This is a genomic window from Variovorax sp. V213 (assembly GCF_041154455.1).
Taxonomy (GTDB): domain Bacteria; phylum Pseudomonadota; class Gammaproteobacteria; order Burkholderiales; family Burkholderiaceae_C; genus Variovorax.
Map to the genome: position 1 here is coordinate 2,146,210 of NZ_AP028664.1, position 15,209 is coordinate 2,161,418.

The 15,209-nt window shown below is 65.1% G+C and carries 14 protein-coding genes and 1 tRNA gene; 9 read left to right on the forward strand and 6 right to left on the reverse strand.

All coding sequences use genetic code 11. From position 1 onward, the window contains the following. Nucleotides 1-244 precede the first annotated feature (244 nt). The 3 genes from ACAM55_RS10210 to ACAM55_RS10220 form a co-directional block, all read right to left on the reverse strand. On the reverse strand, nucleotides 245-523 hold the full coding sequence (locus ACAM55_RS10210) for a hypothetical protein (RefSeq protein ID WP_369655899.1): 279 nt from the start codon (nucleotides 521-523) through the stop codon (nucleotides 245-247). Between the two features lie 79 nt (nucleotides 524-602). Continuing rightward, on the reverse strand, nucleotides 603-989 hold the full coding sequence (locus ACAM55_RS10215; RefSeq protein ID WP_369655900.1) for a YkvA family protein: 387 nt from the start codon (nucleotides 987-989) through the stop codon (nucleotides 603-605). Between the two features lie 569 nt (nucleotides 990-1,558). Next, nucleotides 1,559-1,643: transfer RNA gene (locus tag ACAM55_RS10220), tRNA-Leu, on the reverse strand. Nucleotides 1,644-1,723: 80 nt separating this feature from the next. On the opposite strand from ACAM55_RS10220, the gene rnr reads away from it, so the two are divergent. Further along, a complete protein-coding gene (rnr, locus tag ACAM55_RS10225; RefSeq protein ID WP_369656370.1) occupies nucleotides 1,724-3,991 on the forward strand; it encodes a ribonuclease R in 2,268 nt (755 codons plus the stop codon). Nucleotides 3,992-4,046: 55 nt separating this feature from the next. Then, the gene (locus ACAM55_RS10230) at nucleotides 4,047-4,811 is read left to right on the forward strand and encodes an SDR family oxidoreductase (RefSeq protein ID WP_369655901.1); all 765 of its coding nucleotides are present in this window, start codon (nucleotides 4,047-4,049) and stop codon (nucleotides 4,809-4,811) included. A gap of 11 nt (nucleotides 4,812-4,822) precedes the next feature. Here the strand turns inward: ACAM55_RS10230 and ACAM55_RS10235 are convergent, their stop codons facing one another. The 3 genes from ACAM55_RS10235 to ACAM55_RS10245 form a co-directional block, all read right to left on the reverse strand. Next, nucleotides 4,823-6,277 (reverse strand): NAD(P)H-hydrate dehydratase, encoded by a 1,455-nt coding sequence (locus ACAM55_RS10235; RefSeq protein ID WP_369655902.1) that lies wholly within the window; start codon nucleotides 6,275-6,277, stop codon nucleotides 4,823-4,825. A 76-nt stretch (nucleotides 6,278-6,353) separates the two neighbouring features. After that, nucleotides 6,354-7,607 carry a D-amino acid dehydrogenase gene (locus ACAM55_RS10240; protein WP_369655903.1) on the reverse strand — a complete coding sequence of 418 codons (1,254 nt, stop codon included), beginning with the start codon at nucleotides 7,605-7,607 and terminating at the stop codon, nucleotides 6,354-6,356. A gap of 50 nt (nucleotides 7,608-7,657) precedes the next feature. Next, nucleotides 7,658-8,983 (reverse strand): amidase, encoded by a 1,326-nt coding sequence (locus tag ACAM55_RS10245; protein WP_369655904.1) that lies wholly within the window; start codon nucleotides 8,981-8,983, stop codon nucleotides 7,658-7,660. 221 nt (nucleotides 8,984-9,204) lie between these two features. On the opposite strand from ACAM55_RS10245, the gene rpsB reads away from it, so the two are divergent. From rpsB to ispC, 7 genes are all read left to right on the forward strand, one after another. Then, on the forward strand, nucleotides 9,205-9,960 hold the full coding sequence (gene rpsB / locus ACAM55_RS10250) for a 30S ribosomal protein S2 (RefSeq protein WP_369655905.1): 756 nt from the start codon (nucleotides 9,205-9,207) through the stop codon (nucleotides 9,958-9,960). Nucleotides 9,961-10,041: 81 nt separating this feature from the next. Then, nucleotides 10,042-10,965 carry a translation elongation factor Ts gene (gene tsf, locus ACAM55_RS10255; RefSeq protein WP_369655906.1) on the forward strand — a complete coding sequence of 308 codons (924 nt, stop codon included), beginning with the start codon at nucleotides 10,042-10,044 and terminating at the stop codon, nucleotides 10,963-10,965. Between the two features lie 102 nt (nucleotides 10,966-11,067). Beyond that, a complete protein-coding gene (gene pyrH / locus ACAM55_RS10260) occupies nucleotides 11,068-11,790 on the forward strand; it encodes a UMP kinase (RefSeq protein ID WP_369655907.1) in 723 nt (240 codons plus the stop codon). Nucleotides 11,791-11,803: 13 nt separating this feature from the next. Further along, nucleotides 11,804-12,373, forward strand: a complete 570-nt coding sequence (gene frr / locus ACAM55_RS10265; protein WP_354399628.1) for a ribosome recycling factor — start codon at nucleotides 11,804-11,806, stop codon at nucleotides 12,371-12,373. 8 nt (nucleotides 12,374-12,381) lie between these two features. Beyond that, nucleotides 12,382-13,125, forward strand: coding sequence for a polyprenyl diphosphate synthase (gene uppS, locus ACAM55_RS10270; protein WP_369655908.1), 744 nt, complete (start codon nucleotides 12,382-12,384; stop codon nucleotides 13,123-13,125). A gap of 29 nt (nucleotides 13,126-13,154) precedes the next feature. Then, nucleotides 13,155-14,000 carry a phosphatidate cytidylyltransferase gene (locus ACAM55_RS10275; RefSeq protein WP_369655909.1) on the forward strand — a complete coding sequence of 282 codons (846 nt, stop codon included), beginning with the start codon at nucleotides 13,155-13,157 and terminating at the stop codon, nucleotides 13,998-14,000. Then, nucleotides 13,997-15,184 (forward strand): 1-deoxy-D-xylulose-5-phosphate reductoisomerase, encoded by a 1,188-nt coding sequence (gene ispC, locus ACAM55_RS10280; RefSeq protein ID WP_369655910.1) that lies wholly within the window; start codon nucleotides 13,997-13,999, stop codon nucleotides 15,182-15,184. Before ACAM55_RS10275 ends, ispC begins: the two co-directional genes overlap by 4 nt. Nucleotides 15,185-15,209: the final 25 nt, after the last annotated feature.

A 15,209-nucleotide genomic window follows, 5' to 3' on the forward strand; every position in this document is an offset into this window, starting at 1 on the left:
CGAACGTGAGATGACCAGAAGGCTCATGAACAACGCTCCAAGAAACATGCCGCCTAGCAAAGTAAATGCTGTGATCACAATGGGCTCCTTAAATTTGAGTTACTCAAACCAAAGGTAACATTGTGCGCGCCATTCCGTTACTTTTAGACGCATATTTGGCTCAAAAGCGTGATTTTTGACACGACTTTCTCGTCTGAGCGTGCGTGCAGAGAGACTGCCCGCAGCCCTGCTTCATGCCTCCTGGCTAAAACGGGAGCGCTTCGCCAGCGTCGTGCATGCGACCCGGATAGAGGTATTTGAAGTAGTCCCCTGACTTGCCGTACAGCTGCGCGGCGAGTGCCACGGGATCTTCCTTGCCGTGCTTTTCATAGAGCACCGGCCCCCAGATGATGAATCCATCGATGCTCAGCGCATGAGGCGCGGGTTCGATCGCCTTCCATGCATGCGCGAATTTCGAAATCCACGCCAAGGCTTCTGCCAAGGCATGGTTGCGTGCGGGAGGGGCTTCTTCAGGCGTGGACATGGCAGTTATCCTTTGTGAAAAGACTGTATAAATGTACAGTAATTTCATGAACTGTCGAGGCCCGGCCATCGGGCAAAAGCTAGCTGTCGAACCAGGCCCAAAGGGCAATGGACGTGCCGATCCAGAGGCCGACGATGATCACTGCGCCCGCAACGCTTCGAGGCCTGGCGCCTTGCTCTTTCATCCACTTGTCGGCCTGGCCGCGGCATTCTTCGAGCACAACTGCCGGAATGAGGCGGATGTTCAGCCAGATGAGGGCGGGCAGCAGCAGGGCGTCGTCGACATAGCCGAGCACCGGAATGAAATCGGGGATGAGATCGATCGGGCTCAGCGCATAGGCGACGACAAAGGCGGCAAGCGCCTTGGCGAACCAGGGCGTGTCGGGATGGCGGTAGGCAAACCACAACGTGACGGCGTCGCGCTTGATCCGCGACGCCCATTGCCTGATGCTTTGAAAAAGGGCCATGAAAAGTAGAGACTCGCAGAGCGCGATGTGCCGGCGCAGACTATGGCGCAGTTTGGCAGGCCAGGCTCTGGCAGCCAGATCGTCGGAGCCGCGATACCGCGGCGTGGTAAGGTGTACGTCGGCTTCACAGGCCGCTGCAACCCGCAGATCCGACCGTGATCACTTTGGCGAGTTGAACGCCGCGCCCATCAGGTTGGGTTTGCGGTTCACCTTTACTGGCAACACGGTGTATTGATCCGGTTACCCCGCTTCTTGAGACTGTGCGCGATCATTCGTCGATGTACTGCGTCAGAATGGCGAGAAAGCCGCTCTCCATGGGCGGCCGCCGCAGCATTTCATGAGACGAAGCCCGTTGCATCTGTTTGAATCCGCGCCGCCCGAAACAATCTCGCAGGATGTCCCCACTCGGGACCGCGAAGGCGTGTGCGAATGCGGCGGCTTGCTGTCGGTCGGGCCTTGTTTGGCCACGATCGGCTTTCGAGAGGGAGAGCATCCCTCGATCATGTTCCCAGGGCAAAGAAAAAACCCCTGTAAATCGTTGATTCACAGGGGTTTCAGCTTGGTAGGGGTGGTGCCCAGAAGAGGACTCGAACCTCCACGATGTTACTCGCTAGTACCTGAAACTAGTGCGTCTACCAATTCCGCCATCTGGGCCCACATAGCTGCCGAAGCAGTTATGTTTTGAATTTCAGGAAAGAGAGAATCATATCAAAAATAATGGCCATTCCAGCGGTCTGCTGGATGAATTTGAAGGAACTGTTCAAGGACATCGCGATGGGCACGGTTTCGTGCAGCGCGACGACGGCGAAGCCGACATCTATCTGCCCCCGAACGAGATGCGCGCAGTGCTGCACAAGGACCGCGTCAAGGCGCGCGTGGTGCGGCAAGACCGGCGCGGGCGCCCCGAAGGACGCGTGGTCGAAATCGTCGAACGCCCCGAGCAGCCGATCATCGGCCGCTTGTTGCATGAAGGCGGCATCTGGCTCGTTGCGCCCGAAGACAAGCGCTACGGCCAGGACGTACTGATCCCCAAGGGCGCGACCGGTCCCGCCAAGGTGGGACAGGTCGTGGTCGTGCAACTCACCGAGCCGCCGGCCCTGTTCGGCCAGCCCGTGGGGCGCGTGAAAGAAGTGCTTGGCGAGATCGACGACCCCGGGATGGAGATCGAGATTGCGGTGCGCAAGTACGGCGTGCCGCATGAGTTCTCCGCGGAATGCCTGGCCGAGGCCAAGGCGCTGCCGGAGAAGGTCCGGCCCGCCGACAAGAAGGGCCGCATCGACCTGACCGACGTGCCGCTGGTCACCATCGACGGTGAGGACGCGCGCGACTTCGACGACGCCGTGTATTGCGAGCCCGCGAAGGTTGGCCGCGGCAAGGGTTGGCGTCTGCTGGTTGCCATTGCCGACGTCAGCGCCTATGTGCAGACCGGCTCGGCGATCGATATCGATGCGTACGACCGCGCCACCAGTGTCTACTTCCCGCGCCGCGTTATTCCGATGCTGCCGGAGAAGCTTTCGAACGGCTTGTGCTCGTTGAACCCCGAGGTCGAGCGCCTGTGCATGGTGTGCGACATGCTCGTGGCCGCCGACGGCGAAATCTACGCCTACCAGTTCTATCCGGCGGTGATGTTCAGCCATGCACGCTTCACCTATACCGAAGTGGCTGCCATTCTTGGCAACACCCGGGGCCCCGAGGCGGCCAAGCGCAAGGACCGCGTGAAGGACCTGCTGAACCTGGCCGACGTGTACAAGGCACTGCTCAAGCAGCGCGGCAAGCGTGGCGCGGTCGACTTCGAAACCACCGAGACGCAGATCATCTGCGACGACGCGGGCCGCATCGAGAAGATCGTGCCGCGCACGCGCAACGAGGCGCACCGCCTGATCGAAGAGGCCATGCTCGCCGCCAACGTGTGCAGCGCCGACTTCATCGCCGAAGGCAAGCATCCGGGCCTGTTCCGCGTGCACGAAGGCCCGACGCCCGAGAAGAAGGAGATCCTGCGCGGCTACCTGAAGGCCATGGGCGTTGGGTTGAGCATCACCGACGACCCGCGGCCCGGCGAGTTCCAGGCGATTGCCGAGGCCACGAAGGAGCGGCCCGACGCGCAGCAGATCCACACCATGCTGCTGCGCTCGATGCAGCAGGCGATCTACACGCCGATCAACAGCGGCCACTTCGGCCTGGCGTACGAGGCCTACACCCACTTCACGAGCCCGATCCGGCGTTATCCGGACCTGCTGGTGCATCGCGTGATCAAGGCAATTCTCGGCAAGACGCGCTACCAACTGCCGATGCTGCCGACGCCGGGCGAGGCGCATGCCAAGCTGGCCAAGCGGCTGGCTTCGCGTGTCAAGGCGCCGACCACCAAGCCGCAGAAAGCCACCGTCGCGCCAACCAAGGAAGTACTGGCCTGGGAAGCTGCCGGCCTGCATTGCAGCGCCAACGAACGCCGCGCCGACGAAGCCAGCCGCGACGTCGAGGCATGGCTCAAGTGCAAGTACATGCGCGAGCACCTGGGCGAGGAGTACGGCGGCGTGGTCACTGCGGCCACCACCTTCGGCATCTTCGTCACGCTCGACGCCATGTATGTCGAAGGCCTGGTGCACATCACGGAACTCGGCGGCGAATACTTCAAGTTCGACGAAATGCGCCAGGAACTGCGCGGCGAGCGCACCGGCATTCGCTATGCCATCGGCACGCGCGTGCGGGTGCAGGTGAGCCGCGTCGACCTGGACGGGCGCAAGATCGATTTCCGCCTGGTGCGCGAAGGCGAAGAGCTCACCGCGCGCGCCATGAAAGACAAGGGTGTGGGTTCGGCCGGCGTGCCGGTCAAGGCATCGGCCAAGCGCAGCTCGCGCCACAAGGCCGAAGCCGTTCCCGAGCCGCGTATCGAACGCGGCGCGAGCGCCGTTGCGGCAGGCCCCCAGTCGGCCATGCAGGCCTTCAAATCGGCGGTCAAGAAGGCCGCCAACAAGATGAAGGGGCGCAAGCCTCGCCGTGCATGACGAGCAACGCACTGCACCTATCCCCTACAGACACACCGAGAAGGAGACACTGAACATGAGCGTGGAAAACAACAAGGGCCGCATCGCGATCGTCACGGGCGCTGGCACGGGCATCGGACGCGCCGCGGCGCTGGCACTCCTGGCCGACGGATGGAACGTGACCCTGGCCGGGCGCCGCCTGGAGCCGCTGGAGCAGGTGACGGAAGAGTCGGGCGCTGGCGCGCGGGCCTTCGCGGTGCCCACCGACGTGTCCAACGCCGAATCGGTACAGGCGCTGTTCGCCGCCGCGGTGGAGCGCTTCGGCCGTGTCGACCTGCTGTTCAACAATGCCGGCGTGGGCAATCCGCCGGGCCCGTTCGAAGACTGGACGCCGGAACAATGGCGCGGCGTGGTCGACATCAACCTGACCGGGATGTTCTTCTGCATCCAGCAGGCGTTCCGCACGATGAAAGCGCAAACGCCCCGCGGCGGCCGCATCATCAACAACGGCTCCATTTCGGCCACCGCCCCCCGGCCGAATTCGGCGGCGTACACCGCAACCAAGCACGGCGTGGAAGGCCTGACCAAGACCGCTTCGCTCGACGGGCGCAAGTACGACATCGCGGTGGGCCAGATCGATGTAGGCAACGCCATGACCGAACTGGCGGCGCGCATGGCCAAGGGCGTGCCGCAAGCCAACGGCGAACTCGCCATCGAGCCGCTGATGGACGTCAAGATCGTGGGCCAGTCGGTGCTCTACATGGCGAACCTGCCGTTGGAAGCCAACGTGCTGTTCCATACGGTCATGGCAACGAAGATGCCCTTCGTCGGGCGCGGCTAGACAAAACCTCGTCAGCAGGGCGCCTGGCGCGCCAAGGCGCCCGCCGTCAGCGGCGGCGCGTTGGCCGGCCATGTGTCGGCGATGTGGCCGTGGCGCCAGACGGCTTCGTGCGCCGCCTCGAAAGCCGGTTTTTGCGTCGCCAGCGCGGCGCCGATCATTCCGGCCAGCACATCGCCCGTGCCGGCGGTCGCGAGCCTGGCGTTGCCGGTCGCATTGAGCACCGGCGGCGCGCCGCTGCCGTCGGCAATCACCGTTCCCGAGCCCTTGAGCACGGCAATCGCGCCGTAGCGCGACGCCAGCTGGCGGGCTGCTGCGAGCCTGTCCGCCTGAATGTCGGCGGCCGTGCAATTCAGAAGGCGCGCAGCTTCGAGCGGATGCGGGGTGATCACGGTCGGCTTTCCGCGCCGGGCGCGCGACGCCAGTTGCGTTTGCAACCCGCTGTCGGCAGCAATCGCGTTCAACGCATCGGCGTCGAGCACCAGTGCCGCCGCTGTCGCCAGCACGCGCGGCAGCACCGCACGGACGTCTGCACCGCCGCCGCATCCGCAGACCGCAGTCACGCCCGAAAGATCGAGCGCGTTGGCGTCTCGCAGCATCAGCTCGGGTTGCGCCAGGTCGACGGGAGCTGCCCTCGGGTCGAGCAGCCCGACGAAAACGCGTCCGGCGCCCGCGTGCAACGCGGCCGATCCGGCCAGCAGCGCAGCGCCCGCCATGCCATGCGCGCCACCGATCACCGCAACATCGCCATAGCTGCCCTTGTGCGACGCGTGGCTGCGCGCCCGGTTCGTTGGCGCGCCTGCAAGGCGTGCAGCGGGCGGCTCGGCCATGCTGCTGCAACCCAGGTCGTCGAACCACACCGTGCCCGCCGCGTCGCGGCCCTGGGCTGTGAACAGGCCTGGCTTCAGGGTCAGGAAGGTCAGGCAGGCCGAGATGTCGGCCGCTGGATGGGCGGCGTTCCAGACCCCCGTGTCGGCATTCAACCCGGAGGGCAGGTCGACGCTGAGCACCGGTTGTCCCCCTGCATGCATCCGGCGCAGCCACTCGGCCATGACGGCCTCGGGCGGCCGGGTCGATCCGATGCCGAGCAGCGCATCGATGGCCAGGTCATGCGTGGGAGGCGGCTGCGGCGCGAAGATCACGCCGGCGTCCCTGGCCCGTTGCAGCGAGGCCCTGGCATCCGGCGGCAGGCGGTTTTCGTCGCCCGCGAACGTGACGACCGGCAGGAAGCCCCGGTGCTGCAACTGCGCCGCGGCCTCGAAGCCATCGCCACCGTTGTTGCCCGGCCCGCAGGCGATCCAGATCGTGCGCGCATGCGGCGCGAGCGCCATTGCCAGCCGCGCCACGGCCAGGCCCGCGCGCTGCATCAGCGTGTGGGAGGGCAGGGTGGCCGCGGATGCATGCTCGATGCGACGCGTCGCCGCGATGTCGAACAGGTCAAAGGCGGTGGCGGAGGTGATGCGTTGCATCGGGCCATTTTGCCGCTCGGCGGCCGATGAACGAAACGCTTGACCAGGAGCCGCGAAGGCTTCGGCGGGTCAGACCCTAGAGGCTGAGCCGCTCGACGCCCAGGCCTTCGAGATCGACACCGGCATCGCGGCCACCGACCAGGTCGGCCACCACGCGTGCGCTGCCGCACGACAGCGCCCAACCGCTCGAACCGTGGCCCAGATTGAGCCAGACCCCCGGCACGCCGCTGGCACCGAGCACCGGGGGGCCATCGGGCAGCATCGGCCGCGCACCCTTCCATTGCTGCACGCCCGACTGCAGCGTGACCGCGCCGGGAAACCAGTCGTGAAGCACCTTGTAGAGCGTTTGCACCGCGGACGGGTTCATGGTGCTCAGCGAGCCGCCGATCTCGGCGCTGCCGGCCACGCGCACACGCTGGCCCAGGCGCGAGATGGCGACCTTGTAGCGTTCGTCCATCACGGCGCTGCGGGGGGCGTTGAGCGATTCGCGAATCGGCGCGCTGATGGAGTGGCCATACACCGGTGCCAGCGGAATCCGCAGGCCGAGCGGGCGCAGCAGCTGGGCCGAGGCGAGCCCGGCGCACACCACCACCGCATCGAAGCGCAGCGGCGGCGACCCGCTTGCAAGTGAGACGGAGGTGGGCTCGGCGCGGCTCAGCGGCGCAATGTCGCAATTGAAATGAAATTGGGCACCGAGTGCCTCGGCCTCCCACTTGAGCAGCAGCGCGAACTGGCGGCAGTTGGCCACCTCGTCTTCGGGCAGGTGGATGGCGCCTGCGAGCGCGGTGTCGGTGCTGAGGGCGGGTTCGATGCGCCGGGCTTCGTCGGCGTCGACCTCCTTGAAGACGCTGCCGGCCGCGCGCAGCACCTCGAGCCCGGGCTGGACCAGTTTCTTTTCGCGCTTGGAGCGCAGCAGAACGAGGTAGCCGTCGCTGCGCTCGTAGCTCAGCTCGCGCGCCTCTGTCACCTCGTGCAGCCGGGTGCGGCTGTAGAACGCCAGGCGTTGCATGCGCGCGCGGTTGGCGAGGTAGGTTTCGAGCTTGCAAGCCTTCTGCCAGCGCGACATCCAGCCCAGATCGCGTGTGCTCAGCGGCCAGCGCAACTTGATGGCGCCGTGCGGAGAGAGCAGTGAGCGCAGCACCTTGGCCCGCATGCCGGGCGCCGCCCATGGCGTCACATAGCCCGGTGCGACCACGCCTGCATTCGCAAAACTGGCCTCCTCGGCAGCAGCGCCGCGGCGCTCGAACACGGAGACTTCATGGCCATCCGAAACCAGTTCCCAGGCGGTGGTGACGCCGATGATGCCGGCGCCCACGATCGCGATTTTCATTGAATCTTTGAGTAAGAAGAGATGGCTGACGCCCGTCGACGGGCGTGGAGCTATTGTCTTCGCAGTGCGTGTTCCGCTTGCAGGGCAATTGCGAGAACGGCGTCGTCGTGCAGCGCGGCGTGCCACAGCATCAGGCCGACCGGCAGTTCGCCAGCGGCATGGCAGGGCAGGGAAATGGCGCAGCCGTCGAGCATGTTGACGATCGACGGGTTGCGCAGCAGCAGCGCATTGACGCGAAAGAACTCGTCGTCGCGCTCGGCACCCGGCGCCACGCTGGCGATGGAGGGTGCGGTGATGGGCACCGTCGGCGACAGCACGGCGTCGAAAGATGCCAGCGCCGCTTCGACGCGGGTGATCCATGCGCGCCGGGCATTCACGAGGTCGATGTATTCGTGCGCCTTCATGCCAGCGCCCCGGATGATGCGCTGGGCGACGCGGGGGTCGTAGCCGGCGCCGCTGCGTTCCAGAAGCAGCCGGTGCCAGGCATAGGACTCGGCTGCCGAAAACCCGCCCGTGGCGTTGATGGCTTGCAGCTCCGCCAGTTCCGGCAGCTCGATTTCCTCGACCTGTGCGCCCCCGCTGCGCAGTGTTTGCAGCGCGTTCTCGAAGGCGCCGGCCACCGCGGGCTCGATGTCGTCGAAGAACACGTTCTTCACCACGGCGAGCCGGTAGGCCCCCAGGGAGGCGGCGCCGGCGGTCACACGGCGGGCCGCAAGGATTTCGTGCGCGGCGATGGCGTCGCGGACCGAGCGCGTCATGGCGCAGACCGTGTCGAGCGTGGTCGACAGCGGCAGCGCACCATCGGCCGGCACCAGGCGGGCGGTGCTCTTGAATCCCACGATGCCGTTCAGTGCCGCCGGAATGCGGATCGAGCCGCCCGTGTCCGAACCGAGCCCGATGAAAGCCGCCCCGGTCGCGACCGAAATGGCGGCGCCGGACGACGAGCCGCCCGGAATGCGCGGCGTGACGGCGTCGCTCACGTTGGCCGGCGTGCCATGGTGCGGATTGATTCCCACGCCCGAGAACGCGAACTCGGTCATGTTGGTGCGGCCGGTCAGCACGCCGCCCGCGGCGCGCAGCCGCGCGACCGCCACTGCGTCGGCCCTGGCTGCCGGAGCATGCGAAAGCACCACGGAGCCGGCGGGGGTCGGCTGCCCCTCGATGTCGAACAGGTCCTTGGCAGTGAAGGCGAGCCCCGCCAGCCTGCTTTGCGGCGCCGACAGCGCGACCTGCTGGCGGGCTTCGTCGAACAGCGTGCGGGTGAAGACGTGGCTGCAGGCCGGAGATTGGGCGATGCCGATGGCATGCTCCAATTCGGTGCGTGCATCGGTGCCACCTGCCAACAAGTTCAGACGGGTGGCGTGAAGGTCATTCATGGGCGGTTGCGAGGGCGCGGACGGCTTGGTTGCGGGGTGGGCCAAGGAGAAAAGTCAGGGAGGGCCGTGCTATACTCTTTGGGTTTCGCTGACCGCGTGACGGCTACCGCCACACACAGCAAGACACATCCGCAAACCGGCCCAATCAAGGTGTTGCGACTCCATTCGAAGGAGGCGCAAAACGGGCTGGATTTTAGACCCAACCTTTGGAGTAATTTTCAATGTCTACCACCATGCGCGAAATGCTGGAAGCCGGTGTCCACTTCGGCCACCAAACCCGCTTCTGGAACCCCAAGATGGCCCCGTACATCTTCGGCCATCGCAACAAGATTCACATCATCAACCTGGAAAAGTCGCTTCCGATGTTCCAGGACGCGATGAAGTACGCCAAGCAGCTCACCGCCAACCGCGGCACCATCCTCATGGTCGGCACGAAGCGCCAGGCCCGTGAAATCGTGGCCGCCGAAGCGCGCCGTGCCGGCGTGCCGTTCGTGGACACCCGCTGGCTCGGCGGCATGCTGACCAACTTCAAGACGGTCAAGACCTCGATCAAGCGCCTGAAGGACATGAAGGCCCAGCAAGAAGCCGGCCTCGACAGCCTGAGCAAGAAAGAGCAGCTCACCTTCACGCGTGAAATCGAGAAGCTCGAGAAGGACATCGGCGGCATCCAGGACATGACCGCGCTGCCGGATGCCATCTTCGTGATCGACGTGGGCTTCCACAAGATCGCCGTGGCAGAAGCCAAGAAGCTCGGCATTCCGCTGATCGGCGTGGTGGACTCCAACCACTCGCCCGAAGGCATCGACTACGTCATTCCGGGTAACGACGACTCGTCGAAGGCCGTCACGCTCTACGCTCGCGGCATCGCCGACGCGATCATCGAAGGCCGCAACAGCGCCACCGGTGACGTGGTCAAGGCCATTGCCGAAGGCAGCGGCGACGAATTCGTGGAAGTCGAAGAGGGCGCCTCGGCCTGATCGAGTGCTCTTACGCGCCTGAAGAAGGGGCTTTGGTGCCCCTTTTTTTTAATCTGATTTTTTGGACACGGAGATAGAACAATGGCTGCAATCACCGCAAGCATGGTCGGCGAACTGCGCGCAAAGACCGACGCGCCGATGATGGAATGCAAGAAGGCCCTGACCGAGGCCGACGGCAACATGGAAAAGGCCGAAGAGCTGCTGCGCATCAAGCTCGGCAACAAGGCTGGCAAGGCATCGGGCCGCATCACCGCCGAAGGCGTGGTCACGGCATTTGTCGAAGGCTCGGCCGGCGGCATGATCGAGATCAACTGCGAAACCGACTTCGTCACCAAGAACGACAGCTTCCTGGCCATGGCCAACGCTGCCGCAATGCTGGTCGCCAAGCACAACCCTGCGGACATCGCCGCGCTGGGCGCGCTGCCCTACGAGCAAGACGGCTTCGGTCCCACGCTCGAAGACGTGCGCAAGGGCCTCATCGGCAAGATCGGCGAGAACATGAGCTTCCGCCGCTTCAAGCACTTCGGCGGCAATGGCCAACTGGCTTCGTACCTGCACGGCACGCGTATCGGCGTGATGGTCGAGTTCGAAGGCGACGACACTTCGGCCAAGGACGTTGCGATGCACATCGCCGCCATGAAGCCGGTTGCCATCTCGGCTGCCGACGTGCCCGCCGACCTGATCGAAAAAGAGCGCGCGGTTGCCGCGGGCAAGGCCGAGGAAGACCGCAAGACGGCCGAAGCCGAAGGCAAGAAGCCGCAGCCTGCCGACATCGTTGCCAAGCGCATCGAAGGTGGCGTGCAGAAGTACCTCAAGGAAGTCTCGCTGCACAACCAGCCGTTCGTGAAGAACGACAAGCAGACCGTCGAGCAGATGCTCAAGGCCGCCAACACCAGCATCAAGGGCTTCACCCTGTATGTGGTCGGCGAAGGCATCGAAAAGAAGGTCGACGACTTTGCAGCCGAAGTTGCAGCCCAGGTTGCTGCCGCTAAGGCCGCCGCGTAAAAACTGTTACGCCCCAAAGCGACGGCGCACGTGTGTGTGCCGCCGCTTTTTCACCGCCTCGTTCTACACTCGCCCCGCCAACCCCAAGTAAGGAAATTGCCCATGTCTGATGCCCGCCCAGCCCACAAGCGAATCTTGTTGAAGCTGTCGGGCGAGGCGTTAATGGGAGACGATGCCTTTGGTATTAATCGCGCCACCATCGTTCGGATGGTCGAAGAGGTGGCCGAGGTGGTGAACATGGGTGTGGAGGTTGCAGTCGTGATCGGCGGCGGCAACATCTTCCGCGGCGTCGCGGGAGGCTCCGTCGGCATGGACCGTGCCACGGCCGACTACATGGGCATGCTGGCCACGGTCATGAATTCGTTGGCACTGGCCGACGCCATGAACAAGCAGGGGCTGGTGGCGCGCGTCATGTCCGCCATCGCCATCGAGCAGGTGGTCGAGCCTTATGTGCGGCCCAAGGCATTGCAGTATCTCGAAGAAGGCAAGGTCGTGGTGTTTGCCGCGGGTACCGGCAATCCTTTCTTCACCACCGACACGGCCGCTGCGCTGCGCGGCGCCGAGATCGGTGCCGAGCTGGTGCTCAAGGCCACCAAGGTCGACGGCGTGTATTCCGCCGATCCGAAGACCAACCCCGATGCAACGCGCTATACGTCGCTTACTTTCGACGAGGCGATCGCGAAGAATCTCGGCATCATGGACGCCACGGCCTTCGCGCTGTGCCGCGACCAGAAGCTGCCGATCAAGGTGTTCTCGATCTTCAAGAACGGTGCGCTCAAGCGTGTCGTCATGGGCGAGGACGAAGGCACGCTGGTGCATGCCTGAGGAGTAAATTGAGATGACGACCCCCACCATTGCAGAAATTCGCAGCACGACCGATGCGAAGATGAACCAGTCGCTCGCTGCGTTCCAGAACAACCTCACCAAGATCCGTACCGGCCGCGCCAACTCCGCGCTGCTCGACTCGATCCACGTCGAGTACTACGGCTCGCAAGTCCCGCTGAGCCAGGTGGCCAACGTGTCGGTGCTCGACTCGCGCACGATCAGCGTCCAGCCTTGGGAAAAAGGCATGGGCGCCAAGATCGAGAAAGCCATTCGCGAAAGCGATCTGGGCCTGAACCCGGCCTCGATGGGCGACCTGATCCGCGTGCCGCTTCCCGCCATGAGCGAGGAGCGCCGCAAGGAAATGACCAAGCTGGTCCGCAACGAAGGCGAAACCGCCAAGATCGCCACGCGCAATCTGCGCCGCGACGCGAACGAAGCCGTCAAGAAACTGGTCAAGGAAAAGCTGGCCTCCGAAGACGACCAGAAGCGCGCCGAAGCCGAGATCCAGAAGGTCACCGACCGCCACATCGCGGAAATCGATCGTCTGGTCGCGGCCAAGGAAGCGGAGATCATGGCCGTTTGAGGCTGCGCATGGCCCCCTCCCTGCCGCAGATTCCGCGCCACATTGCCATCGTCATGGATGGCAACGGACGGTGGGCCACGCGGCGGTTCCTGCCTCGCGTGGCGGGACACAAGCAGGGCGTCGAGTCGCTGCGGCGTTGCGTCAAGGCCTGCGTCGATCGCGGCGTGGGCATTCTCACGGTGTTCGCGTTCTCGTCGGAGAACTGGAACCGTCCGGCCGAAGAAGTCTCGGGCCTGATGGAAATCATGGTCGGTGCGCTCGCACGCGAGGTGCCCAAGCTGAGCCGCGACGGCGTGCGGCTGCATTTCGTCGGCGAACGGGCGGGGCTCTCCAAGAAAATGGTGCAGGGCCTGGTCGATGCCGAGGAAGCCACGGCGCAGAACACCAAGCTGATCCTCAACGTCTGCTTCAACTACGGCGGCCGGTGGGACATTGCGCGCGCCGCCGCCAAGCTGATGGAGCAGGGCGAGGCCCTCACCGAGGCCAATCTCGACCGCGCCATGGCGCTGGCGCACGTGCCCGACCCCGACCTGCTCATCCGTACGGGCGGCGAACAGCGGCTGTCCAACTTCCTGCTCTGGCAGAGCGCATACGCGGAGCTTTTCTTCAGCAACAAACTCTGGCCCGAGTTCGACGAGGCCGAACTGGACGCGGGAATTGCCGCGTTCCAGGCTCGCGAGCGCCGCTTCGGCAAAACTTCCGCGCAGGTCACGGCCGGCAGCGATTCCACCTCAGATCGCCAGATGGCCTGAGGGCCTTCACGGCCCGACTCCTCAGCCGCATGCTCAAACAACGCATCCTCACGGCCATCGTCCTGCTGGCGATCCTGCTGCCGGCGCTCTTCTATCCATCGCACGTTCCCTTTGCCTGCGTCATGCTGGTACTGATCGGCGCCGCGGCATGGGAGTGGGGCCGCCTCAACGGATACGGGCAGCGGCTGTCCGTGTTCCTCGGCCTCGAAACAGTCGCGCTGTGCGCGCTTTCGTGGTGGCTCGGGCTGCTTGCGCAGCCGCTGATGCTCATGTGGCTGCTGGCCAGCGCCGCCTGGGTGCTCGGCGGGGCCGCGCTGCTGCGGGTGGCGGTCCCGGGCTGGCCTCGTATTCCGCGCGGGCTGCGCCTGGTGGGCGGCTTGTTGGCGCTGTGGGTGGCATGGCTCGCGGCGGTGCAGGCCCGTATGGTGGGCATCAACTTTCTGCTCTCGATTCTCGTCTTGGTCTGGGTGGCGGACGTTTTCGCGTATTTCGCGGGACGCGCCTTCGGCCTCAAGTTCACGCGCGGCAAGCTTGCGCCAACCATCAGCCCCGGCAAGAGCTGGGAGGGCGTGTGGGGTGGCATGGCCGGCGTGGTGGTGCTGGCCTTCGCCTGGGTGTGGGCCGACAAGGCCGCCGGCGCCACGGTGGCAAGCCTCTATACCCGGCTGCATGAGCGCGGCTGGTGGCTGCTGTTCGTTGGCGTGGTGTTTCTGGCGGCGATGAGCGTCGTCGGCGACCTCGTCGAATCGCTGATCAAGCGCAGCGCCGGCGCCAAGGACAGCAGCAGCCTGCTGCCGGGCCACGGGGGCGTGCTCGACCGCGTGGATGCCCTCTTGCCGGTACTTCCCATTGCAATGATGCTGGCTTCCTTGTGAACACACCCAAACAACGCATCACGGTGCTGGGCTCGACCGGTTCGGTCGGCGTCAGCACGCTCGATGTCATCTCGCGGCACCCCGAACGTTTCGAGGTCTTCGCACTGTCCGCCTCGACCAAGGTCGACGAGCTGCTGGCGCAGTGCGTACGTTTTTCGCCCCGGTTCGCGGTCATGGCGAGCCCTGTGCATGCGGCGCTGCTGGCAGAAAAACTGAAGCAAAACAATCTTCCAACGCGAGTGCTGAGTGGCATCGATGCTATTGAAAAGATAGCATCGCACGAAGAAGTCGATGCGGTCATGGCCGCCATCGTGGGGGCCGCGGGCCTCGGCCCTTGCCTGGCCGCGGCGCGCGCCGGCAAGCGCCTGCTGCTGGCCAACAAGGAAGCGCTGGTGGTCGGCGGCGAGCTGTTCATGCGCACCGTGCGCGAGGGCGGCGCCACGCTGCTGCCCATCGACAGCGAACATTCGGCCATCTTCCAGTCGCTGCCGGAAGATCCGTCGACCTGGTCGCGCCGCATCGACAAGATCATCCTGACCGCGTCGGGCGGCCCGTTTCGCACGCGCGCGCCCGAGACCCTCGGTTCGGTCACCCCCGAGCAGGCCTGCGCCCATCCAAACTGGGTCATGGGCCGCAAGATTTCGGTCGATTCCGCCACCATGATGAACAAGGCGCTCGAGGTGATCGAGGCGCGCCACCTGTTCGGCGTACTGCCCGAACAGATCGAGGTGGTCATCCATCCCCAGAGCGTGGTGCATTCGATGGTGCAGTTCACCGATGCATCGGTGATTGCCCAGCTCGGGACCCCGGACATGCGCGTGCCCATTGCCGTCGGCCTGGCGTGGCCCGAGCGCATCGAAAGCGGCGCGGGGCGCCTCGACTTCCGCCAGATGGCGGCGCTGAGCTTCGATGCCCCCGACGCGGCGCTGTTTCCCGGCTTGGGCCTGGCGTGGCATGCGCTGCGCGCGGCGCCTGGAACCACGGCGGTGCTCAATGCTGCCAACGAAGTCGCGGTCGAGGCCTTTCTTGACAGGCGTCTGCGCTTCGACCGCATTCATGCGGTCAACATGGAAACTTTGGAGGCCATTGCCCCCTCCAAGCCCGCATCGCTGGCCGACCTGCTGGCGCTCGATGCCAGTGCGCGGGCGGCAGCCAATGCCGCGGCACTGCGCTTTGCAGCCTGACAACCCCAGTCGATAGAGGATCCGG

Coding starts and splice junctions, on each gene's coding strand:
- ACAM55_RS10275 (WP_369655909.1), top strand. CDS start 13,155: ATGCTCAAACAACGCATCCTCACGGCCATCGTCCTGCTGGCGATCCTG.
- ACAM55_RS10245 (WP_369655904.1), bottom strand. CDS start 8,983: ATGAATGACCTTCACGCCACCCGTCTGAACTTGTTGGCAGGTGGCACC.
- tsf (WP_369655906.1), top strand. CDS start 10,042: ATGGCTGCAATCACCGCAAGCATGGTCGGCGAACTGCGCGCAAAGACC.
- ACAM55_RS10235 (WP_369655902.1), bottom strand. CDS start 6,277: ATGCAACGCATCACCTCCGCCACCGCCTTTGACCTGTTCGACATCGCG.
- ACAM55_RS10230 (WP_369655901.1), top strand. CDS start 4,047: ATGAGCGTGGAAAACAACAAGGGCCGCATCGCGATCGTCACGGGCGCT.
- pyrH (WP_369655907.1), top strand. CDS start 11,068: ATGTCTGATGCCCGCCCAGCCCACAAGCGAATCTTGTTGAAGCTGTCG.
- ACAM55_RS10240 (WP_369655903.1), bottom strand. CDS start 7,607: ATGAAAATCGCGATCGTGGGCGCCGGCATCATCGGCGTCACCACCGCC.
- frr (WP_354399628.1), top strand. CDS start 11,804: ATGACGACCCCCACCATTGCAGAAATTCGCAGCACGACCGATGCGAAG.
- rpsB (WP_369655905.1), top strand. CDS start 9,205: ATGTCTACCACCATGCGCGAAATGCTGGAAGCCGGTGTCCACTTCGGC.
- ACAM55_RS10210 (WP_369655899.1), bottom strand. CDS start 523: ATGTCCACGCCTGAAGAAGCCCCTCCCGCACGCAACCATGCCTTGGCA.
- ACAM55_RS10215 (WP_369655900.1), bottom strand. CDS start 989: ATGGCCCTTTTTCAAAGCATCAGGCAATGGGCGTCGCGGATCAAGCGC.
- uppS (WP_369655908.1), top strand. CDS start 12,382: ATGGCCCCCTCCCTGCCGCAGATTCCGCGCCACATTGCCATCGTCATG.